The following is a 23609-nucleotide window of genomic DNA, read 5'->3' as shown; positions in this document are numbered from 1 at the left end:
CGGCAAGCTGGGGCGGCGCTATGAAGGGCGCGCTGGGTCGCGCCATGGGGGGCTTGCACGGATAGATCCGGTGAGGCTGGGGGGAAAGCCTTGCGCGCTATTGGAAATTTGTGTCGGTTATTGGCCGGGCTGGGTGCTCTGGGCCTGTCTTCTGTGCTGGCCGCTCAGCCGGAGCTCGACCGGCCGCTGTTGCAGGACAGCTTTCGCATCGGCAGTGGCGGCGGCGCGCTCTGTCAGGCGCAAAGCGTCAATGACGATCCGGCAAACCGCACCATGTTCGATCGCGCCTGGGCCGTGGTATGCCGCGACGCCGCGCGTCCGGTAGGCCGCATCTACGCCCTGCGGCGGAAAGAGGCCGGCGATGAACAGGCGCTGCTTGAAAGGCTGGCGGCGTCGCGCCGTTCGTCTGTAAATTGCAGCGCGCCCGGCGGCATGACCCTGCCAGACATCGGCGCGGCGACGGTACGCAATTGCCCCAGCCAGTCGGGCACCTACCGCATCCTTTCGGCCGAGCGCGGCAAGACGCTATACGTGGCGCAGGGGTTCGCGCCCTATGACACCGTCCTTGACCTTGGCCTGCGCACCATCGTGCTGGGACGCACCGTGCCGGGGAAGATCGACATCGTCACCACAGGCGGCAGCAATGCAGCGGCCTTCGCCCGGATGCAGGCCGCCACCCTCGATCCGCAGACGGTGCTGGCAGAGGGGTATCGCCGAAACGCCTCGGGCAACTATGCCGAGGCCGCCGAATTTTTCGACAGCCTGACCGACCGGCTGGCCCGGGATCCGGAGGCGCAGGCATTGAGCCCTGTCGAACGGGCGAACCGGCGGCACGAATATCTCGTGAATCACGGGTTGCAATTGTCCAATCTTGGCCTGTTCGATCAGGCCGATGCCGCGTTCGCGCAGGCGCGCAGCATACCGACAGCCGATGCTGTCCAGCTCCGCCTGCGCCGCAATTTCGAAGCGGTGCATCATCTCAATCAGCAGGACCTTCAGAGCGCGCTTGCTTTGCTCGACCAGTCGCCGGGCGGCGGCACCGCGCTTGCCGCTGGGGCTGATGGCGCGGTGACCCTGCCGAGCGACGTCGCGGCGGAATTGAGCAGCGGCGCGCCTGAAACACGCGCGCTCGGCGTGCGTCAGGATACAGGGCTGACGCCGGGCGAACGGGCCGCCATACTCGATGCGCAAGCACAACAGCTGCGCGGCACGATCTTGCGCCTGTCCGGCAAGCCAGGGCAAGCGCGCACCGTCCTCGCCCAGGCGCTTGAAGACGCGCAGCGGGTCCGCGGCGGCCGGGTGACATCGATCACGCGCCTGCGCGCGCAGCTGCTGGGCGAGATCGCTCTCACATATGAGGCGGAACGCGATTATGGCGGGGCCGAGGCGCGGCTGAATCAAGCCGTCGGTCTGATCGCCGCCCAATATCCCGAGACGATGGCCCTCAACGGCGCGCGGGGCCGCTTGGGCGCGTTTCTCGTGCGGCGCGGGCGGACGGATGAGGCGCTGAAGACCTATCGCGCGATCATGACGTCCACCATGGCGAACCGTGGCACGTTGACGGCGATGGCAAATCAGTTGCAGCCCTATTTCACGCTGCTCACATCCGAAATGCCCCGCCGTCCGGAACTGGCGTCCGACCTGTTCGAAGCGTCGCAATTGCTGGTGCGTCCCGGCGCGGCCGAGACGCTGGAACTGCTCAGCCGGGAATTGTCGGCGGGCGATGGAGAGGCGGCACGCCTGTTCCGCCAATCTGTATCCCTCTCCCGCGACATTGAGCGTGGCCGCATCGCGCTCGCCCAATTGCGTGAAGCGGGAAGGGACGACAGCGCGACCCAAGATGAGGTCGCGCGGCGACAGGCAGAGATCGACGCGCTGGCGACGGATCAGGCTGCAACGCTGACGGCACTCGCCGCCTATCCGCAATATCGCGCCGTCAGTCCGCAAGCGCTGACCCTTGGCGACATGCGCGGAACGTTGAAAGCGGGCGAAGGCTATTACAAGCTCGCGCAGCTTGGCGACGCGCTTTATGCCCTGTGGATCGACGGGCAGGGGGCAACCGGCTTTCGCGTGCCCGTAAGCGCCAGCGAGGTAGCGCGCAAGGTAGCGGCTCTGCGCGAGACGATCTCGATTGATGTCGCCGGTGTGCAATCCACTTATGCGCTCGACCTGCCGGTGGCCCGCAGCCTCTATCTCGACCTGTTCGGCCCCATTGATGAGCGGCTGAAGGGCGTACGCCATCTGATCTTCGAGCCAGACGGCGCGATGCTGCAATTGCCCGTCAATCTGCTCGTCGCCAGCCAGCCAGGTGTCGAAGCCTATGCGGCCCGGCTGGCAAAGGGCGGGGACGAGTTCGACTTTCGTGGCGTCGACTGGCTGGGGCGTGACCATGCGGTAAGCACGGCCTTGTCGGCCCGTGCCTTCCGCGACGCCCGGCTGACATCGCCATCGGGTGCACGGCAAAGCTATATCGGCTTTGGCGACAATGCGCCGCTTGCCGGGCCAAGGCTTGCCGCGCTGACGCGTGGCGCGCTGCCGGGCCAGGGCGACGATTGCAGCTGGTCGCCCGCGCAATGGAACCACCCTATTCCCGCGGACGAGTTGCGTCAGGCGGTACAGTCGGTAGGGTCATCGGGCAGCGAACTTATGACCGGCGCGGCCTTCACGGATGAGGCCGTCAAGGCGCGCGGCGACCTCGACCATTTCCGTATCCTGCATTTCGCCACCCATGGTCTGGTCACGCCGCCACGCGCGGGATGTCCCGCGCGTCCGGCCTTGCTCACCAGCTTCGCGCCAAAGGCCGGGTCGGACGGCTTGCTGCAATTTGGCGAGATATTCGACCTGCGTTTGAATGCGGACATGGTCATCCTGTCGGCCTGCGACACGGCGGGTGCAGCGGGCGCGGAAACGACGCGTGCAGCGGGTCTTTCCGGCGGTGGCGGCGCGCTGGATGGATTGGTTCGCGCCTTTATCGGTGCGGGTAGCCGGTCCGTCATCGCCAGCCACTGGCCTGCTCCCGAAGAATATCGCGCGACCGAAAGGCTGATGGCCGGGCTGTTCGCCGCAGCCCCCGACGAACCGGTGGGTGAAGCGCTGCGCCACGCCCAGCTTCGCCTGATGGATGATGCAGAAACCTCCCACCCCTTCTACTGGTCGGGCTTTGCCATAATCGGCGATGGCGCGCGGCCTCTGATCGCCCGGCGCTGATCAGCATGGCGGCGCACGGCCTGTTGCACCGGGGTACGCGCGTGATGAGGGATGCGGGGCGGGGGCGGCTTGCCGGAACCGCGCTGCTGCTGTTGCTCGCGTTGTTCATCGCCGGGTGGGACTGGGACAAGCCGCTGGGTGGAGCTGGATCGCAGCGCGAAATCCCGACCGCCGATGCCGAACGCGGCCTATACGACTGGCGCGCGGCTGCCTTCGCTCCCCGGGTCGAGCAGGACAAGCGCGTGCTGATGGTCGTCTATGACGACCAGACATTGATTGCGACGCGTAAGCGATCGCCTTTGGATCGCGGCCTCCTCGCACGGGCACTTCGCAACCTGGACAGCATGGGCGCGAGATCGATCGGGATCGATATCCTTTTCGATCAGCCGCAGGATGAGGATGGACAGCTGCTGTCCGCCCTGCATGCCATGCGCACGCCTGTCTGGCTCGGCTACGCCAATTTCGGGGACAATCGCGAACAGATCATCTTCGAACAGCAACAATATCTCGACCGGTTCCTCGCTCAAGCGCGGACCGATCGGGTCAGGCCAGCCAGCATTCGCCTGGAAACGGACAGCGACAATGTCGCGCGCAGCTGGCCGGTGCCAGTGGCAGGACAGCCTCCGCTACTGTCGCTGGCGATGCAGCCGTCCCCGGCCTTTGCCCGATATAGGGGCGCCATTCAATACCGGATGCCACGCGCCCAGGCGGACGGATCGGAAGAGCCGGTGATCCCGAGCCTTCAGATCGACCTTATCGCCAACCCCTCAATGGCGGCTGCGCTGGCGCCGATGGTGCGTGGCCGTCATGTGCTGATCGGCGGCGACATCGTCGATATCGACCAGTTTGAAACGCCGCTGTCCGGGCGCCAGACGAAATCGACGATGATCGGGCTGGAAGTGCATGCAACCATGCTGGCGCAGTTGCTGGACGGCGCGCTGTTGCCCGCCGTGCCCGGCTGGGCCTTATGGCTTGCGGCGGCGCTAATCGTGCTGGCCGCAGCGCTGACCAGCCTTGCCGACTTGCGATGGTTCTGGCTGGTGCCCGCGCTTGGCTTTCAGGCTGGCGCGATAGTTGGCCTGCCGCTTTGGCTGCAGGCCAGCGGTTGGGATACCAAGGGTCTGCCTGCAGCGGGCTGGGCGCTCGGCTGGGTCATCGCGTTCGCGGCGGTGAGCGCGGCCGCAAGAGCGGTGAATTCGCAACAGCGCCGCTTCGCACAGGCCGCGCTTGGCAAATATCTTCCCCGCGACATTGCCGCGCAAATCCTGGCCGAGCCTGAAAAGCTGGCGCTGCATGGTGAAAAGCGGCCGATCTTCACCCTCTTCACGGACCTTGAGGGCTTTACCAAGCTAAGCCATGCGATCGCGCCGGAAATGGTCGCTCAATTGCTCAACCGCTATCTTGATATGTTGAGCGACGTGGTGCTGGCCCATGGGGGTACGATCGACAAGTTCGTGGGCGATGCGGTCGTCGCCTTTTGGGGCGCGCCGATCGCCCGGGCGGACGATGGGCGCAATGCGGCGCTTGCGGCCTATGCCATGTGGCAGGCGGGGGAGCGGTTCCGGCAGGATTTGCCGCCCGGCGTTCCCCCGATCGGGCGAACCCGGGTAGGGCTGCATCATGGCGATGCGATCGTCGGCAATTTCGGCGGCGAAGGCCGCATCCAATATACGGCGCTGGGTGACAGCATGAACACGGCCGCACGGCTGGAAGCGGCGAACAAGCCGCTGGAAACGTCCGTGCTGGTCTCGCGCGAGGCGGTGGAGCGATCGACCCTCGATTGGTGGCGTCCGATGGGCCGAGTCCGGCTGCGCGGGCGCGCGACGCCGGTCGACCTGTTCGAGCCGGTGCCGGACTTTCCGGTGGAAGATCGCGATCTGCTAAGGGCGGCGCTGGCCGCTTTCGATGACGAAGATGCGGACAAACGGACTGAGGCGCTGGCGGGTCTGAAAGCGGTTGCGCGGAAATATCCGGATGATGCGGGACTCGCCAATCTCGTGTATCGCTATGAATATATTGGGGACGGAGGAATTTATGGTCTGGGCTAAGGGGGCGGTCGCGCTTGGCATGGCGGCGGCTCTGGGGGCGGCCCCTGCATGGGCCGACAGCCTGGTGGTACGGTCGTCTGGACCCTCCGCCGGGAGCTATGCGCCGGGCAAGAAGCTGGGCGATGGGGGATCGCTGCTGCTGAAGGCGGGGGACGTGGTGACCCTGCTCGACGCGAAAGGTACGCGGACGCTGCGCGGGCCGGGCCGCTTCAGCGTGGCAGCGGCGGCGGCGACTCCTGCCACCAATGTGACCATGGCCGCGCTGCTCGATACCAAACGCGTGCGGCGGGCGAGGACAGGGGCCGTGAGAGGCGCCGTAGGTGAAGCCCCGGCGGCGACGAAGCGGCCCAATTTGTGGCTGGTCGATGTCGCGCAGCCTGGCGCGCTGTGCGTCACTGATCCTGCGGCCGTGCGTTTGTGGCGGGCCGATGCCGCAAAGCCGGCAACCGTCCGCATCAGCGGCGGCGGGGCGCAGGCGTCCGCCGATTTCGCGGCCAATGAAGCGATTGCCGCCTGGCCTGCAGCGCTGCCGGTCAAGGATGGCGCGGCCTATCGCATCGATGCTGGCGGACGTTCGACGGATATTCGCTTGGCGCTGCTGGGGGCGGCCGATGCGGGGATCGAGGGCATGGCGTCGGCGCTGATCGCGAAAGGCTGTCAGGCGCAGCTCGACCTGCTGATCGACACGGCGGCGCGCTAAGGACTTGATAAGCGGGCGGGCGGCGGGCACAGCGCCTGCACCCGGACGGTCGCAGCGGCAGGGATGACAGGCCATAAGGCCGCTTCCCTCCTACTTTGGGGGTTGATACGTCGATGGGGTTTCAGGGGGCAATATCCCGCACGGCGGGGCGTGCGCATTGGCGGGCGGTGCTGGCATTGACAGCGATGGTTCCGGCCGCCGCGCTGGCGCAGGTCGCGCCGCGCGCGCCGACTCGCGAGGAGCTGTCTCCGGGGCAGCAGGCTGCCGACGTGGCGGGCGAGGGAAGCCGCCTTCATGTCGAAGGCGGCGTTGAACGGGCGCCGTGCCCTTTGGCTGATCCCCGATTCGCCAACGTCACTGTGAACTTCGCCGATGTGCAGTTCGACGGCCTGCGCGGCGTCGATGCGAGCATATTGAAGGATAGCTGGAGCGACCTTGCCGGGAGAGATATCCCGATCGCAAGCCTGTGCGAAGTGCGCGACCGGGCAGCAACGGCGCTCCGCCAACTGGGCTATCTTGCGGCCGTGCAGGTCCCGCCGCAGCGGATCGAAAAGGGCGGCACTGTCCGCTTCGACATATTGATGGCCCGGCTGGTCACCATCGAAGTGCGGGGCGACGCCGGCAGGAGTGAACGGCTGATCGCCGCGCATATGGAGGCGCTGAAGGGTCAGCCGCTGTTCAATGTGCATCAGGCGGAACGGCATCTGCTGCTGGCCCGTGACTCGCCCGGCTATGATGTCCGCCTGGCATTGCGGCCCGCCGGGACGGCGCCGGGCGAGGTTGTTGGCGAGGTGCAGGTGATACGTCGCCGGGTCGAGCTGGACGTCAATGTCCAGAACCTTGGCAGCAATGCCGTCGGCCGCTTCGGCGGTCTGGCGCGGGTGCGCTTCAACGACCTGACCGGCATGGGCGACAGCACGCTACTCAGCATCTTCAACACCGTGCAGCCCGACGAACAGACGGTATTGCAGGCCGGGCACAGCATGGCGCTGCGCAGCGACGGGCTGCGGCTGTCGGGTGACCTGACATTTGCCTGGAGCAAGCCTGATATCGAGGGGCTCGACCTCAAGTCCGAAACGATGATCGCGACGGCGGCGCTGTCTTACCCGCTGGTGCGGCGGCAGGTGCATACCCTGCTGGCGAGCGGCGGGCTTGATGTCGTCAATCAGGATTTGCGCGTAGGCTCCTTGCCCTTGTCCCGCGATCGGCTGCGGGTGGTATTCCTGCGGCTGGAAGGCGAAGCGATCGATGCTGACAGTCTGGTTAGCACGACCGGCTATTCGGGCGTCGAACCCAAATGGCGGATCGGCGGAAATCTGGAGGTGCGTCAGGGCCTCGCCGGGCTTGGCGCGAGCGAGCCTTGTGGCGCGGCAGGGGCTTGTATCCCCACTGGCCAGCTGGACGGCGACGCTTCGGCCTTTCTGGTCAGGGCAGGCATGCAGGCGGAATATCGCCCCACGCCCAAGCTGGCCTTCGCCCTCTCGCCCCGCGCCCAATATAGCCCAGACGCCCTGCTCTCCTATGAGCAGATGAGCGCGGGCAATTATACGGTCGGCCGCGGCTATGATCCGGGCACCCTGACGGGGGACAGCGGCATCGGCTTCGGCGCGGAAATCCGCTATGGGCACATCCTGCCGCGCAGCCCGCGCGGCATCGCGCTTCAGCCCTTCCTGTTCTTCGACGGGGCCTGGATGTGGCGTCACAGCAGCGCCTTTGCCGGCAGTAATCCGCAGAAGCTCTTTTCGGCAGGTGGCGGCGTAAGGGCGACCTGGTCCAACCGAGCGCGGATCGACCTCACCTTGGCGACCCCCTTGCGCCGGGCAGGCGTTCAGACCGAGCGCGGCGACACCCGCCTGCTTCTATCTTTCACCACGCAAATTCTGCCGTGGAGGCGTTGATGTCCATGAAGCGTAGCACATACTGGCTCTGGACCCTGCTGGGCCGCTCCAGTGCCGTTGCATTGGCGGTCGGTTGCGGGGCTGGCATCGCGCAGGTCAACAAGGCGTTTCAGGGCAGCTATACGGTGCGATCGGGCGATGCCTTCGTCTCGCAGGGCTCATCGCCGGATACAGATGTAATTTCGCTCAACTCCTCCGAAGCGATCATCGACTGGGCGCCTGACGATACCGGCGGAACGGGGGCGATCGACTTCCTGCCTCAAAACAGCACCGTCGAGTTCAGGGGCTTTAGCGATTTTACGGTTCTCAACCGCATCTTGCCGGTGAACGGCAGCGGCATGTCCGTTTCGCGCATCGTGGAACTGAACGGCACGGTGCAAAGCCAAGTTGGCAGCGGTACAGGTGGCAAAGTGTGGTTCTACGCCCCCGGCGGCATCGTCGCCGGTCCGGGAGCCGTGTTCAACGTCGGCTCTCTCGTGCTGACCAGCAACGATATCGATACGACAGGCGGGCTTTACGGAAGCAATGGCGAAATCCGCTTCCGGGGGCCGAGCAACGTCCTATCCTCGGTCGAGCTGAAGCCTGGCGCGCAGATCAACGCTCTAACCAGCGGCAGCTATGTTGCGCTCGTAGCGCCGCGCGTGGTGCAGGGCGGAACGGTCAGGGTCGATGGCGCCGCAGCCTATGTAGGCGCGGAAGCGGCGGACATCCGGATCAACGGCGGCTTGTTCGACATCAGCATCAGCGCTGGCACCACCGACGCCAATGGCGTGGTACACACGGGCAGCACCGAACGTCCGGACTCCACGGCAAGCACTGCCGCGCAAAAAGTCTTCATGGTCGCGGTTCCGAAAAACAACGCGTTGACCATGCTGCTGTCGGGCAATGTCGGTTACGAAGCGGCGGCAAACGCGGTCCAGAGCGGCAGCGGCGTCATCCTGTCGGCAGGCTCCGACGTCACAAGCGGTGCAATTGGTCCGCGCAATGTGACCGGCACGGGGGAGGCGAGCATCAGCATCGGCGGCGGGACCTGGCAGCCCGATGTAGCGGCGCAAGCGTCGGGCAACATCATCGTCCAGCCAAGCGCAGATGCAAACTTCGCAAACGTCAACCTGACGGCGGATCGGGCGATCACGCTGCAATCCGGTGCTGCGGGAGGTATAGCGGCAAGCGGGGCCATCGATTTGAAAGCTGGCGAGGCGATCACCGTGCGCGCTGACCAGGGCGGCAGCATCAGCGCGGGTAGTATGAACCTGACTGCCGGGATCGGCGGCGTCGGCGGGGTGATCGACGTTCTGACCTATGGCGGCAGTGCGTTACCGGCTTCCAATGGTCAGATTGTCGTCACTGGCACGATGCAGCTGGACGCAGGCGCGGTTGGTCTTGGCGATTACAACCTTCCCGTGCTCAACGGCGGTGACGCGACGGGCGGCGACATCAATGTCATCGCTGCGGGCGGATCGATCCGCGCGGGCGATCTGTTCGCTTATGCCGACGCCAGGGCGGGGATCGGCAGCGAAAGTTCAGGCACTGCAACCGGCGGCGCCATCACCGTCTCGGCGCAAACTGCCGCTGGGCCGAGTGGCTCGCTGGCAGGCGAGATGGATTTCGGCGGCATGATGCTGAGTACATCGGCTGGGACGGCGAGCTATTCTTCGCAGCCTGTGACCGGCGGCAACGCAACCGGCGGCACGATCGATGTGTCGGCCAAGGGCGGCAACATCACCACCGCCTATCTGGACATATATGCCAATGCGTCGGGCGGCGATGCGAGCGGCGTCGCGGGAACCGGACGCGGTGGCAGCATCACCCTGTCGGCCAGCGCGGCAAGCGGCCTGCGTGGCAGCTTCACCGCTGACTGTAGTTTCTATTGCACGATCAGTGCGGATGGCCGTGGTGGCTATGGCGCGAATGGAGCGAACGGCACCGGTGGGTCGGTGCTCGTTCACGCCACTGACGCTGACTTCACAATGGGTAACAACCTGTATCTGCAAGCGAACGGCATTGGTGGCGGCACAGAATATAGCGACGGCGTCGCAGGTCGAGGCGGAGACGGCCTGGGCGGCAGCATAACGGTTGAGAGCCGCGCAGGCGCCGCCGGAAGCGCCGTGATGCGCTTTGGCAATGTCTCCGCTTCCGCCGACGGCGCGTCCACGGAAATGTCGGAAGTCTTCTTGGCAGCGTCGAGCCTTGGCGGATCGGACTTCAATCAGGGCGACGGCGGCAACGGCACCGGCGGAACAGTGAACTTCCTAGTCGCAGGCGGCAGCTTTGAAGCCACCACGCTCTCCGGCGGCGCCTATGGGCGTGGCGGATCGTCCTACGTCAATTGCCCGCAATGCGGCGACGGGGGCACGCAGTTCCGGGCGGGGACTGGGCAAGGCGGCTCCGTTCAGTTTCTGATGACCGGTGGCAATGCAATCATCGCAACGCTGGGATTGGGAGCGGGCGGCACCGGCGGCGAAGCGATGGCGGCCAGTGCGGCGGAAGAAGTGTCGAGCCTTGCAGGCGCAGGCATCGGCGGCACCGCTGTGCTGGAGTCGCGAGGCGGCGCGCTGAATGCGGACAGCATCATAGTCGAGGCCAACGGGGCGGGCGGCGGCAGCGACCCCTATTCCTACTATAATTATAACGGTCCTAACGGCGCGGATGGCGGCGCGGGCGTCGGCGGCACCGCCCGCCTGCTGATGGGAGCAGGCGGCACTGGCCAGATCATCGTGAGCGAAGACCTTAGCGTCATGGCGCAGGGCCATGGCGGTGCTGGCGGCGGCGCTGGGTCTGACGGGTCGGGCGGCTTTTACACAGCTGGCAAGGGCGGCAACGGAACGGGGGGCACGGCGGAACTGACGCTGGCAAGCGGCGCTCTAACTGCACCCTCATTGCTGGTGTCCGCGGCAGGCACAGGCGGCGCTGGCGGCAATAACAGTAGCGATGCAGCAGGCGGTGCGGCTGGTAACGGCACTGGCGGCACGGCACGCGTCGCTTATCTGAACGAAGGCCATGCGATCGGCGCATTGACCGTCACGGCCGCTGGCGAAGGCGGTCAGGCGGGCGTCAACGGTTATTATGATGGCCGCGACCCGATAACGAACGAACCCACCTACGTTTACGGCGCGGGACAGGGCGGCGGCGGTGGATCGGGCCAGGGCGGCACGGCGGACATGCTGATCGACGTCGATCCCAGCTTCGCCAGCCTGATCGTCAGCGCGGACGGCATCGGCAGCATGGGCGCGAACAGCGGTAGCAGCGGAGCGGGCGGCAATGGCGCAGGCGGCATCGCGACACTCAATATCGGCTTCGGCGCCACCAGCGTCAGCGGTAAGTTGCGCGTGTCGGCATCGGGCTTTGGCGGCGCTGGCGGAACAGCATCGAACGGCGCAGCAGGCCGGGGCGGCGACGCCTTCGGCGGCGCGGCGACGCTTGGCTTGACGGGCGCGTCGACGTCTCTTGATGCAGGTGACATCGGCGTGCTGGCGCAAGCCTTTGGCGGATCCGGCGGCGCTGGCAATTCACAGAGCGGCCTCGGCATTGCGGGCGCAAATGGCGGCAACGCGGTTGGGGGGACGGCGCTGCTTGCCGTCGATGCGGGGGCCAGCCTGCTCACCGGCGCGCAATTGATGCTCGGCGGCGATGCGACGGGCGGCGCAGGATCGGGAGGGCTAGACGGTCCCGCCGGCGGTGCTGGTGGAGCGGGCGGCAACGCGGTGGCGGGCGCCGCCACATTGCGGATCAACGGCGGAAAATGGCGAGTAAACAGCAGTTTTTCGTCGCTGCCCGCCTACAGCATCACCGCTGTCGGCCAAGGCGGCGCAGGAGCCGATGGCGGCACGGCGAGCGATCCGGCTCTGGCCAATGGCGCAGGCGGCAGTGGCGGGACCGGTGCTGGCGGCGTCGCTTCATTCGAGGCGAGCGACGCGGATTTCCTGATTGGTCCCCTATCCATCGTTGCGGATGGCGCCGCAGGGCTGGGCGGCGCGGGTGCGCTGGCCGGACTGACCAGCGGCGGCACGGCGCGTCTTACCAATGGTGGCGGTGCAGCGCTGGGCACGGGGGTGCAGCGGCAACTCGCATCGCTGATCATGACAGCCAATGGCGACACCGGCGGCCAGATCAGCTTCGCCGACAGCAGCACGGCAGCAGCGGGCGGCCTGGTCGTCAACGGACCAATGACGCTGCACGCTGCGGGAACGGCGGTGCCGGGCTTCACGGGCATCAGCTTTGCAGCATCGGGCAATATCGTGCGGGTCGGCGGGGCAGCCGATTTCCTGACTGAGGGTCCGCTCTCCTTCGCTTTCACCGGCGGTGGTGGGCTGGCGGTGGCTGGCGCGCTGACCGGCTATTCCGGAACAGGCGTAGCGTTCAGCCATGGAGCGCGCGCACAGGATGCCGACAGCCTTTCGGCGGCGAGCATCTACTTCAACACGCTCGGCGCCATCAGCGCGGCTGGGGCATCGCTGCGCTCAGTGGGGTTGCTGACTCTGCTAGCGCGCGGCGGCGACATCGCCCTGACCGGCGGCAGCGCTTTGACGGCGGGCGGCGATCTGCGCCTGTTCGCGCAGGGCAGCGTCGACGGCGCGGGTGGCGATGTCTTTTCCAGCGGGCGGGCAGCGATCGGCCTAGGCAGCAGCACGGGCAGCATCCGCCTCGGGAATTTGTCATCGGGTCTGCTCGACATGGCAGACGCGAGCGGTAATGCGCTGGGCGGCTCGGGCATGGCAATCGGCGGCGACTTTGCAGTCAGCGGCACGTTGGAGATCGGCGCGGGAAGCGGCACATTATCAGCTGCTCGCATCAACATCGGGACGCTCACGGCTGGCAGCCAGACACTCAGTGCGGCAAGCGGCGTCCAGATCGGCAATGCGGTGACCAGCGGCGACCTGATCGTCAATGGCAGCCTTCAACTTGGTGGCAGCGACATCGGCGGCTTGCTGCAGCAACGCGGCGCAGTGGCCCAATTTGGCGGTCAGCTACTCGTCGGCGCGATCGACATCGACGCGGGTAGCATCAGCGCCAATGCCATGACCGCGCGAAATGGCGGCCTGTTGCTGCGATCAGCGGGTGCTTTGAACATCGCCGATGCGCAAGCGGCGGGCGGCATTGTTATGACTGCTGCCGGTGCACTCACCCTCGGCAATGTCGCAGGTAGCAGCCTGGCGCTAACCGGCGTGGGCATCAGCGCGCAATCGCTGGCTTCGGGTAGCGCGGTGTCGCTGGACGCTGGCACTGGCGACCTTGTGGTGAACGACCTGTTGGCGCAGGGCTCCATCGCCGCGCTGGGCCGGAACATCAGCCTTGGGTCGAGCGGGGGCATGACGATCGCCAATGCGGTGGCCAGTGGCGACCTGATGTTGAACGCCGCCGGATTGATAGCGGTCGACGGCCAGGCGAGTGGGCAGGCCGTAACGATCGGCTCTGGCGACATCGTCATTTCGGCGAACGGGCGGGTGAGCGCCACGGGGCTGTTGCGCTTCAACGCCCTAGGCGCTCAAACAGCCATTGGTGGCGGCGATGCCACGGTAGGTTACAGCCTGTCGGCGGCGGAGCTGGCGCGTGTCTCGGCAGCCGACATCGCGATATTCGGCGCAGGCGATGTGGTCGTGCGCGATGTGACCATCGGCACGAACATCCTTCCGGGCAGCGGCCTTTTGAGCATCGGTGCGGCAGGCCTGCTGCGCGTGCAGGGAGCGGTCGCGATGACCGGACGCACCGGCACGGGCGGGCTGACCCTGACGGCAGGAGACGCGCTTGAGGTCATAGCGGGGCTTGGGTCGATTGCGGTCAGCGATGGTAATGGCGGGCTAGGTGGCGTGCTGACGCTTGAGGCGCCGTCCATCTACGCTGCCACCGCAGAGGCGATTGCCGACGTGCGCGCGGCGGATTCGCTCGCGGCGCGTGAATTGCGGCTGGCGCAGAATGACGGCCTGGCACTGGAAGCGGGCATGTTGCAGGCCGGGACCATCCGGCTCGCGGCGGCCGACGGCATCTTCATACAGAATAGCGGGCTTTCGACGAGCTTTGCGGACCGGCGCGGCTTCACCGCCAATAGCTTGATCATCAGCGGCGGAACTGGACGGCCGCAGATCGCGATCAACGGGCGGCTGGCGATGAGCGACGGAACCTTTGCCACCGGCTTGGACGTCATCCCTCTGGTGACGGTGAACGGGCGCTTCGCCGCCGGATCGAAGATCAACGGCTGCTTCATCTTCGGCGCGTGCGCAACCGTGAACGTGGATGGCCGTGAGACATTCGAGGGCTTGCTTGACCCCACAGTGGCGGTGTCGCGCACCTTCCCGACCGCGTTGATCGAATTGCGCGACGTGGTGACGGAGGGCTATCCGCCGCTCATTGACGAACCGGTGACGGGCGCGGGCAATGAGGACTTGTGGGATCGTCCCTGCGGCGGCCCAGGGGAACCGGCCTGCGATGCGCAATAAGCGGAAAGAGCAAGCAAAACGGGATTGAAAGGGCGGGGCGGACGCGGCAAGAGCGATCGCGCGCAAGGGGGCGTGTAATGGGGGGCTTCATGGGCCATGGATGGAGCAGGCGCGCGGCCGGCATGATGCTGGGCGCGGTGATGCTGCTCGTCCTGCTGCTGTGCGTGTTGCCCGGTGGCGATCGTGGTGCGGCTGACGCTGCTCCGGCGGCGCGCAGCTTCACCGGCGTTGCGTCCTGTGCGGGCTCCACCTGCCATGGGCGGATGGAAGGCGACGGCAAGGTCGTGCGTCAGGATGAACTGATGCGCTGGCAGGAGCCCTCGAGTCCAGGCGGGGCGCACGCCCGCGCCTTTGCCGTGCTGTCCGGCACGCGCGGGCGGCAGATCGCATCGACCTTGGGCCTCGGCGATCCTACAGCGGCGCCCGCTTGTCTCGGCTGCCATTCTACCCCGGCGGCGGCAACGGGCGCGCGGTTCCTGGCGAGCGATGGCGTCGGGTGCGAGGCGTGCCACGGCGCGGCAGGCGGCTGGATCGCGAGCCATTATGCCGTCGGCGCGACCCATGCGTCCAACGTCGCGGCGGGAATGATGCCGCTCGACCGACCGCAGGCGCGGGCCGCCGTTTGTCTCGACTGCCATTTCGGCAGCGATCGGCCGGGCCAGTTTGTCGACCATCGCATGATGGCGGCGGGGCATCCGCGCGTATCGTTCGAGCTTGATCTCTTTTCCTCGATGCAGGCGCATCATGACGAGGATGCCGATTATGTCCGGCGCAAGGGGCGGACGGACAGCCTGAAGCTTTGGGCCGTGGGACAGGCGGTGGCGGTGGAGCGGGCGCTCACCCTCTATGCCTCCGCCAAGGGAAGCGAAGGCGCGTTCCCCGAATTTTACTTTTTCGACTGCCAGAGCTGCCACCGCCGTATCTATGATCAGGCGGAGCGGAGCAAGACCTGGGAAGCGAACCCGGGACGACCGATCCCTGCAGGAATGCCGCCCTTCAATGACGAGAATATGATCATGCTGTCAGCGGCGGCAAAGGTGATCGCGCCGGGAGCGGCGGGCCGGTTCGACGCGGACAGCAAGGCTTTTCATGCCGCAATCGCGCGGGATCGGGGAGCAGCTGTCGCCGCAGCGGGCAAGCTGGCCGCGAGCGCTGGCGCGCTTGCGAACGGATTTGCGGGCGCAAGGACGAGCGGCGACATGGCGTTCGCCATTGTCAGCGAGATCGCAGGCGGGGCGATCAGCCCGCGCTTTACCGACTATGAAGGGTCGGTGCAGGCAGTGATGGCGATCGACACGCTGCTCAACTCCATGGTGAAGTCTGGGCGCGTGACGGTGGGCGCAGCTGCGGGCATCCGGGCGGACGTCAATCGCGCCTATGCAGCGGTCAAGGAACCCAACATCTATCAACCCGCCGCCTTCCGCAGTGCCTTGGGCAGCGCGGCGCGCAGTATCGGAGCATTGCGGTGAGAGGCTTCCGGCACAGGTTGAGCGCGTTCGCGGCGCTGGCGGCATTGATGCTGGCGTCTTGCGGCGGCGGCGGAAATGATGGCGCAAGCGGCGGGGGCAGCCCGACGCCGACGCCTACACCCACCGCCACACGCCTTTATGCCGATCCGGCACAGGAGGCGCTGACGGTCGCCGATGTGGAGAGTGTCGTCGCCCACGCCGCAGCTGAGGCGCAGGCGCGCAGCCTGCCCGCGGTCATCGCGGTGACGGACCGGGTGGGCAATGTGTTGGCCGTGTTCCGCATGAATGGCGCGCGGGCGACCGCCACCACCAGCGCCGCGCCCAATGGGCAGAATATCGATGCGCAAAATCTGACGGTTCCGGCCGAGGCGGGCGCGATCAGCAAGGCTATCACCGGGGCCTATCTGTCGAGCGGCGGCAATGCCTTTTCGACCCGCACGGCGAGCATGATCGTGCAGGAGCATTTCCCGCCCGCGCCGGGCACGGTGGGCCTCGAAAGCGGGCCGCTATTCGGCGTGCAGTTCAGTCAACTCCCCTGTTCGGACCTGTCGGCGCGCTACATCTCGTCGGGCGCCATGGCGATGATCGGGCCCAAGCGGTCGCCGCTGGGGTTGGCGGCTGATCCGGGCGGCTTTCCGCTCTATAAGAATGGCGTCGTGGTCGGCGGCATCGGCGTCATGGCCGATGGGGTCTATGGCTCCGATCCCGATGTCACCGACACGGACAATGATCCGGAAGAATATATCGCATTGGCCGGAACGCTGGGCTTTGAAGCGCCCGATAGTATCCGCGCAAACCGCATCTTTGTTGACGGCACGTCGCTGCGCTATTCGGACGCTGCCTATGCGGGGCTGACGGCGAGCGGCGTGGCCAGCTTCGCCGCGATCAACGGCAGCGCGGGAAGCCTGGTGGCGGTACGCGGCTATTATGGCGATCCCGCGCCGATGGTGCTGGCGGGCGTCGCCTATGGCAGCGAGCTTTCAGGCGTGCGGGCTTCGCGGGTGGCGGAGTTTTCCAATCGCGACGCCTTCGTGCTGACCGATGGGTCGGGGAATAACCGTTTCCCGATCCGAGCCGCGACCGACGCGGGTGATGTGACGCAGCCCCTGACCGCCGCCGAGGTGACGGCGGTGCTGGAGGAAGCCTTCACCATCATGAGCCGGGCGCGCGCGCAGATCAGGCAGCCGCTCGACAGCCGCGCGCAGGTGACGATCAGCGTGGTCGACACGCGCGGCGCGGCACTCGGCATCGTGCGATCGCCCGACGCGCCGATCTTCGGCACCGACGTCAGTTTGCAGAAGGCTCGGACGGCGGCTTTCTTCTCCAGCAGCCACGCCGCGCCGGACCTGCTGGCGAGCAGCAGCGCTGACGTCGCGGCTTTCGTGGGCAAGGCGCGGACCTTCCTCAACGATCCGGCGGCCTTGACCGGCACCCATGCCTTCACCGATCGTGCGAACGGCAATCTGTCACGCCCCTATTTTCCTGACGGCGAGGTGGGGCGGCCCAACGGGCCTTTCTCCCGCCTCATCGCGCAGTTCAATCCTTTCTCCACAGGCTTGCAATCCGCGCTGGTCGTGGGTGATCTCGCCGCCCATCTTGCCTATGTGACGGGCGCGAGTGCGACCGACACGCCGCAGCGTTGTTCGGCCGTCACCGGCGTCGGCGCGGGCAATCGCATCCAGAATGGCATCCAGATCTTCCCCGGTTCTGTCCCCATCTATCGCGGCAATGTGCTGGTTGGTGCGATCGGCGTTTCGGGTGACGGCATCGATCAGGATGACATGATCAGTTTCCTGGGCGCCCATAATGGCGGGCAACGCGGCGGCGGCATCGGCAATGCCCCTGCTGCCATTCGCGCGGATCGGATCGTTGTCGACCTGGGCAACGCGTCCGTGCGGCTGCGCTATGTGAGCTGTCCCTTTGCGCCCTTCCTCGACAGTTCGTCGCAAAATGTGTGTCAGGGCCTGTAGCGATGGGGCTTGCCGCCTTCCTGCCGCTCTTTGCGCTCGCGCAGCCGGGCGAGCCCGTTCCGCCGCCTCCACCGGACAATTGGGAAGAGATATTGAATGCGCCGGAGGTTGGCGCGGACGATCAGTCGATAGAAGGCCGCCGCAGGCCGGGCTATGAAGCCCCGCTGCCCGAAGCGGTGACGCAGGACAATCCGGGCGCAGTGCGTGCGCCGCCGCCCGAGGCTTTCCCCGTCGATCAGGTGCCGATCCCCGATCGCTGGCGGCTGATCGAATCTCTCGGCGTGGTCAAGGAGCGCTGGTTCGATCCCTACGGACAGAATACGCTTAAGGGCGACCGGCCGATCAACCGTGAAAAGGTGAAGTGGCTGCCGATCAAGGGCGATGACTGGTTCTTCGTCGCCAATGCGGTGAGCGACTCGGTGATAGAGCCGCGCACCTTTCCCATTCCCGTGGGCGTGCAGACGACCGAGCGGCCCGGCAGCATCGATGTGTTCGGCAAGGACGCAAGCTATGTGTTGAGCCAGACCTTCATCGGCGGCGTCGCGCTGATCAAGGGATCGACCGCCTTCAAGCCGCCGGAGATCGAATATCGGCTGACGCTGGCCTACAACATCAACCATGTGAATGTGCCCGAACGGCGGGTGTTGTTCGTCGAGCCGTCCAGGCCGTCGCACCGCACCGACCATTTCCTGGGCGTGCAGGAGCTGTTCGTCGATTATCACCTGGCGAACACATCGGATCGCTACGACTTCCGCTCGATCCGCGTCGGCATCCAGCCTTTTCAATCGGACTTTCGCGGCTTCCTGTTCAACGACCAGCAGCTTGGTATCCGGCTGTTCGGTAATCGGGACAATAACCGCTTCCAGTTCAATCTCGCTGCCTTCTGGCGGTTGGAAAAGGACACGAACAGCGGCCTTAACAGCGTCGTGCAGTCCCCCCGGCGCGATTGGGTATTCCTGGCGAACCTCTATCGACAGGATTTCCTGATCCCCGGCCTCACCAGCCAGATCACCGCCGTTTACAATATGAACCGCGAGGCGGGGCGGATCGAGGTTGATGACAATGGCTTTCCGGTGCGGCCCGCCCTGCTGGGCGATCTCCGCGGCCGGGATTATGATGTCGTCTATCTGGGCTACAACGCTGACGGGCGGATCGGGCGGATCAACCTGACGGCTTCGGTGTACGGGGCCTTGGGCGAGGATCGAAACAGCTTCTTTACGTCGAAGCCAGCTCAGATCAGGGCCTTTTTCGCCGCTGCCGAGGCGAGCATCGACAAGGATTGGATGCGCTTCCGTCTGTCGGGGCTCTATGCCAGCGGTGATGGTGATCCTTATGACGATCGCGAAAACGGCTTCGACGCGATTTTCGAGAACCCCATCTTCGCGGGCGCGGACACCAGCTATTGGATCAGGCAGACAATCCCCTTCGCCGGCGGCGGGCGGGCCATTGGCATCAACGGGCGCAACGGCATATTGAATTCGCTGCGATCTTCGAAGGAGCAGGGCCAGTCCAATTTCAACAATCCCGGCACGATGCTGCTGGGCGCTGGCGCGGATTTCGATATTCTGCCTGAACTGCGATTGTCGGCCAACGCCAACCATCTCTGGTTTCAGAATACGGCGACCCTGCAGGCTTTGCGCAATGAAGGAAGCATTCCCAAGACGATCGGCTGGGACCTCTCCACCGCCGCGATTTGGCGGCCGCATGCGACGCAGAACATCGTATTCCGCCTGTCGGGCGCGACCCTGCTGCCGGGCGCGGGCTTTCGCGACCTTTTCACCAATAGCGAGCGCAACCGGAACTATTATTCGGTGCTCGGCAACCTGATCCTGAGTTATTGATGCGGCCGATCTTTGCCTTCCTGTTGCTGATGCTCGCCGCGCTGACCGTGCCGGTCGTCGTGTTGCACGCGTCCGACGCGGAAAAGCCGGTCGAACGGGTCTATCCCAGGACGCCTCCCGCGCCGGTGAGCCAGACAGCCGATCAGGTCGCGGCCAAATCGGAAGGCTGCTACAGCTGCCATACCAAGACTGACGAACCGTCGATGCACGCGACGCCTGCGGTGATGCTGGGCTGCGTCGATTGCCATGGCGGCGATGCGACGGTGCGCGGCGATCCTGCCCATGGCTTCGACGATCCCGCCTATGTTGCGGCGCGGGACAAGGCGCATGTCCTGCCGCGCTATCCGGGTAGCTGGCACTATCCATCCTCGGCAAATCCCAAGCGGACTTACACGCTGCTGAACCGGGAAGCGCCCGAGTTCGTGCGCTTCGTCAATCCCAGCGACTATCGCGTAGCGCGCGAGGCTTGCGGGTCGTGCCACATGCAGACGATCGAGGCGGCAGAGCGCTCCCTGATGGCATCCGGCGCGATGCTGTGGGGCGGCGCGGCCTACAATAACGGCATCGTGCCATACAAGAATTACATCTTCGGCGAGGCTTATACCAAGGATGGAAAGCCCGCGAAGATCGTGTCGCCGGGCTCCCCTCCGGGTACGCTGACCGCCGAGCAGAAAGCGCGCGGCGCGCTGGCCGAACTCTATCCGCTCCCCAATTGGCAAGTGACGCCGCCGGGCGACGTGTTCCGCGTGTTCGAACGCGGCGGGCGCAATATCGCGACGCAATTCCCTGAAATCGGCCTGCCCAACCCGACCGGATCGATCCAGCGGCTGGAGGAGCCGGGCCGACCCGACCTCAAGCAGTCGAGCCGTGGGCCGGGCACCGGCCTGCGAGTGGCGATCCCCGTGCTCAACCTGCACAAGACGCGCCTCAACGATCCCTATATGTGGTTCATGGGCACCAACGACCAGCCCGGCGACTATCGCCATTCGGGCTGTTCGGGATGCCATGTCGTCTATGCCAACGACCGGGAACCGCGCCACAGCCTGATCTACGCGCAATATGGCCGCGACGGGCAGACGGCGACCATCGATCCGACCATCGCAAACAAAATGGCGCATGCACAGGACGCCGGGCATCAAAAGGGCGGACACGGTGCGCTAAAAGGCGCGCACGGCGAAGAGACGCCCGACCACCCCATCGCGGCCGTCAAGGAAAGCGGACACCCGATCCGCCACACCTTCACCCGCGCCATCCCGACCGCGCAGTGCATGAATTGCCACATGCACCAGCCCAATATCTTCCTGAACAGCTATCTGGGCTACACCATGTGGGACTATGAGTCCGACGCAGGCCTCATGTGGCCGGAAAAGCAGAAATATCCGACCGCCGCCGAAACGCACCAGACGCTGGAACGCAATCCCGAAGGCGCGGGCCCGCGCGGCAAATGGTCGGACCTCGACTTCCTGCGCAACGTCTATGACCTCAATGACAAGGCGAAGGATACGCAGTTCGCCGACTATCACGGCCATGGCTGGAATTTTCGCGGCGTATTCAAGCGCGATCGGGAGGGCAATCTGCTCGACGCCGACGGAAAGATCGTGCCGAACGACGATCCGGAGAAGTGGCGGAAGAAGGGCGAGGGCAAGTTCGTTCAGCCCGGCGTCAATCCCGGCAAGTCGGTCCACCTCATGGACATCCATGCCGAAAAGGGCCTGCAATGCGCCGATTGCCATTTCGCGCAGGACAGCCATGGCAACGGCTTCATCTATGGCGAAGTGGCGAACGCGATCGAGATCGGCTGCAAGGATTGCCACGGCACCGCCGACGCCTATCCGACGCTGCTGACATCCGGACCGGCCGCGCCGCCCAAGGGCACCAACCTGGCGCTGCTGCGCAATCCGGACGGCAAGCGCCGGTTCGAATGGTATTATGACGCGAGCGGGCGGCGCAAGTTGATCCAGCGGTCGATCGTCGATCCTACCCTGGAATGGGAAGTGTCGCTGGTGAAGGACAGCGTCGATTCCACCAATCCACATTTCAACGCCAAGGCGGCGCGCGCCAAGCTGATGAGCCGATCGGGCGCGGAAGATGGCAGCTTCGCCTTCGGCCCGGGCGTGGCTAAGGCGGACCGGGCGCATGGCGATGACAACATGGCCTGCTTCACCTGTCACTTGAGCTGGACCACCAGTTGCGGCGGCTGCCACTTGCCGATCGAGGCGAACTGGAAGACCTCGCTCCACCATTATGATGGCGAGGAGACGCGCAACTTCGCGACCTACAATCCCCAGGTCGCGCGCGACGAGATGTTCCAGCTCGGCAAGCATATGACGACCAAGGGGAATGAGACCGCGCCGGTGCGGTCGACGTCCGCGCTGGTGCTCTCATCAACCAACATCAACCGCGAACGCATCTATATCCAGCAGCCGCCCGTGTCGGGCATCGGCTTTTCAAGCCAGGCCTTCGCCCCGCATTTCCCCCATACGGTGCGCAAGACGGAGACGAAAACCTGTTCCGACTGCCACCTGTCGGCGAAGGACGACAACAACGCGATCATGTCGCAGCTGTTGTTGCTGGGCACGAACTTCGTGAACTTCGTCGGCCTCAATGCCTGGACGGGTCTGGAAGGCGGGTTCGAAGCGATCCGCGTTACCGAATGGGATGAGCCGCAGGCGGTGATCGGCAGCTATCTTCAGAAATATGCCTATCCCGATTATTGGAAGCTGCATGTCGAGCAGAATGGACGCGAGCTGAAGAATTGGGTTCGCGGCAAGTTCTTCGACAAGAAGGCTTCGGGCGAGAGCCAAGCCGTCGAGGAGTTCCGCAATGTCGTGAAGGGCACGCGCGATCGCGTCGGGTGCCTGCAATTGCGCGGCGAATATATGTATGTTGCGGAGGGCAAGGGCGGCTTCCGCGTCTATGACGTCGCATCGATCGCCAACAAGGGCTTTTCCGAACCGATCCTCAGCGGCCCCTTCTCGAAGCTCGGCCACAATACGGGCGTGGCATCGAAGAACGCGGCCTGCATGGCGCTGCCCACGAACCAGCCGATCAATCCGCTGCGCAGCACCAAGGAATTGCGCGAGATCAACCAGGAACAGCCGTTTCTTCCGATCTATAGCTATGCGGCCGTGACCGACAGCATCGAAGGGCTGATCATGGTCAATATCGAGACCATGGCCGACGGCGAGTTCCGCAACAATTTCCTGAAACGTGCCGTCACCTGGAACCCTGATGGCGTGTTGAACGGGGCGCGGCATATCCAGCTGGCGGGGCAGATCGCCTATATCACGGCGGATGCGGGGCTGGTGGTGGTGGACCTTGCCGATCCGCTGCATCCGCGCCTTGCTGCCGTCCGGCCGATGAAGGATGCGCGCGCGAGCGCCATTCAGTTCCGCTACCTGTGGGTGACGGATGCCGATGGACTGAAGCTGTTCGACGTGACGAAGCTGACGGACCCCGTGGCGGTGCCATCTGCCACCGTGCCGCTAAGGGACGCGCGCCGCATCTATCTGGCGCGTACCTATGCCTATGTGGCGGCGAAGGCCGAAGGGCTGGCCATCGTCAACATCACCAATCCGCTCCGGCCGAGCGTCTATGCCAAGGAGACATTCGGCGGGCAGATGACGGACGTGGAGGATGTGATCGTCGCTACCACCAACGCCTCCCTCTTCGCCTATGTCGCGGACGGGCGGAACGGCATGAAGGTGATCCAGCTGACCAGCCCGGCAAGCCAGCCCAATTTCTACGGATTCTCCCCCGCGCCCAGGCCCGAACTGATCGCCTGGGCACGGACGCCAACGCCCGCCGTCGCGCTATCCAAGGGCCTTGACCGCGACCGTGCGGTAGACGAAACCGGCGGGCAGATCGCGGTGTTTGGGCGGCTGGGCTCGCGGCCTTTCACCCGCAGCGAAATGGAACGGCTGTTCCTGACCTCGAAGGGCATACCCTACAAGGTCAGCGACGATGTCGATATGAAGGCGTGGCGGCCGCCATTGTTGCGGTGAGGGGCGTTTTCCGCTGATCTTGGTAAGACAGTTCCACG

General features: G+C 65.5%; 9 protein-coding genes. All 9 read left to right on the top strand.

The window, feature by feature from the left end:
• The first annotated feature begins 120 nt into the window (after positions 1 to 120).
• Positions 121 to 3207, top strand: coding sequence for a CHAT domain-containing protein (locus tag NCHOL11_RS13190; protein WP_255254826.1), 3087 nt, complete (start codon positions 121 to 123; stop codon positions 3205 to 3207).
• Between the two features lie 5 nt (positions 3208 to 3212).
• Positions 3213 to 5255, top strand: a complete 2043-nt coding sequence (locus tag NCHOL11_RS13185; RefSeq protein WP_097093017.1) for an adenylate/guanylate cyclase domain-containing protein — start codon at positions 3213 to 3215, stop codon at positions 5253 to 5255.
• Complete coding sequence (locus NCHOL11_RS13180) at positions 5242 to 5955, top strand: hypothetical protein (protein WP_097093016.1); 714 nt, start codon at positions 5242 to 5244, stop codon at positions 5953 to 5955. Before NCHOL11_RS13185 ends, NCHOL11_RS13180 begins: the two co-directional genes overlap by 14 nt.
• Positions 5956 to 6068: 113 nt before the next feature.
• Complete coding sequence (locus NCHOL11_RS13175) at positions 6069 to 7853, top strand: ShlB/FhaC/HecB family hemolysin secretion/activation protein (protein ID WP_097093015.1); 1785 nt, start codon at positions 6069 to 6071, stop codon at positions 7851 to 7853.
• A 5-nt stretch (positions 7854 to 7858) separates the two neighbouring features.
• The gene (locus NCHOL11_RS13170; protein ID WP_255254825.1) at positions 7859 to 14287 is read left to right on the top strand and encodes a histidine kinase; all 6429 of its coding nucleotides are present in this window, start codon (positions 7859 to 7861) and stop codon (positions 14285 to 14287) included.
• A 77-nt stretch (positions 14288 to 14364) separates the two neighbouring features.
• Positions 14365 to 15756, top strand: a complete 1392-nt coding sequence (locus NCHOL11_RS13165) for a multiheme c-type cytochrome (RefSeq protein WP_441339503.1) — start codon at positions 14365 to 14367, stop codon at positions 15754 to 15756.
• A 47-nt stretch (positions 15757 to 15803) separates the two neighbouring features.
• On the top strand, positions 15804 to 17726 hold the full coding sequence (locus NCHOL11_RS13160; protein ID WP_097093311.1) for a heme-binding protein: 1923 nt from the start codon (positions 15804 to 15806) through the stop codon (positions 17724 to 17726).
• Between the two features lie 2 nt (positions 17727 to 17728).
• Positions 17729 to 19567, top strand: a complete 1839-nt coding sequence (locus NCHOL11_RS13155; protein ID WP_097093013.1) for a hypothetical protein — start codon at positions 17729 to 17731, stop codon at positions 19565 to 19567.
• The gene (locus tag NCHOL11_RS13150) at positions 19567 to 23571 is read left to right on the top strand and encodes an LVIVD repeat-containing protein (RefSeq protein ID WP_097093012.1); all 4005 of its coding nucleotides are present in this window, start codon (positions 19567 to 19569) and stop codon (positions 23569 to 23571) included. The genes NCHOL11_RS13155 and NCHOL11_RS13150 overlap by 1 nt, the downstream gene beginning before the upstream one ends.
• Positions 23572 to 23609 lie beyond the last annotated feature (38 nt).

The organism is Novosphingobium sp. Chol11, from assembly GCF_900218065.1.
Lineage (GTDB): Bacteria > Pseudomonadota > Alphaproteobacteria > Sphingomonadales > Sphingomonadaceae > Sphingobium > Sphingobium agri.
The sequence above is the reverse complement of the archived record's forward strand: the minus strand, read 5'-3'. Positions and strand labels throughout refer to the sequence as shown.

Bases quoted from the DNA above. Each gene is read 5' to 3' on its own strand.
- NCHOL11_RS13185 (WP_097093017.1), top strand. From the start codon at position 3,213: ATGGCGGCGCACGGCCTGTTGCACCGGGGTACGCGCGTGATGAGGGAT.
- NCHOL11_RS13180 (WP_097093016.1), top strand. From the start codon at position 5,242: ATGGTCTGGGCTAAGGGGGCGGTCGCGCTTGGCATGGCGGCGGCTCTG.
- NCHOL11_RS13175 (WP_097093015.1), top strand. From the start codon at position 6,069: ATGGGGTTTCAGGGGGCAATATCCCGCACGGCGGGGCGTGCGCATTGG.
- NCHOL11_RS13170 (WP_255254825.1), top strand. From the start codon at position 7,859: ATGAAGCGTAGCACATACTGGCTCTGGACCCTGCTGGGCCGCTCCAGT.
- NCHOL11_RS13165 (WP_441339503.1), top strand. From the start codon at position 14,365: ATGGGGGGCTTCATGGGCCATGGATGGAGCAGGCGCGCGGCCGGCATG.
- NCHOL11_RS13160 (WP_097093311.1), top strand. From the start codon at position 15,804: ATGCTGGCGTCTTGCGGCGGCGGCGGAAATGATGGCGCAAGCGGCGGG.
- NCHOL11_RS13155 (WP_097093013.1), top strand. From the start codon at position 17,729: ATGGGGCTTGCCGCCTTCCTGCCGCTCTTTGCGCTCGCGCAGCCGGGC.
- NCHOL11_RS13150 (WP_097093012.1), top strand. From the start codon at position 19,567: ATGCGGCCGATCTTTGCCTTCCTGTTGCTGATGCTCGCCGCGCTGACC.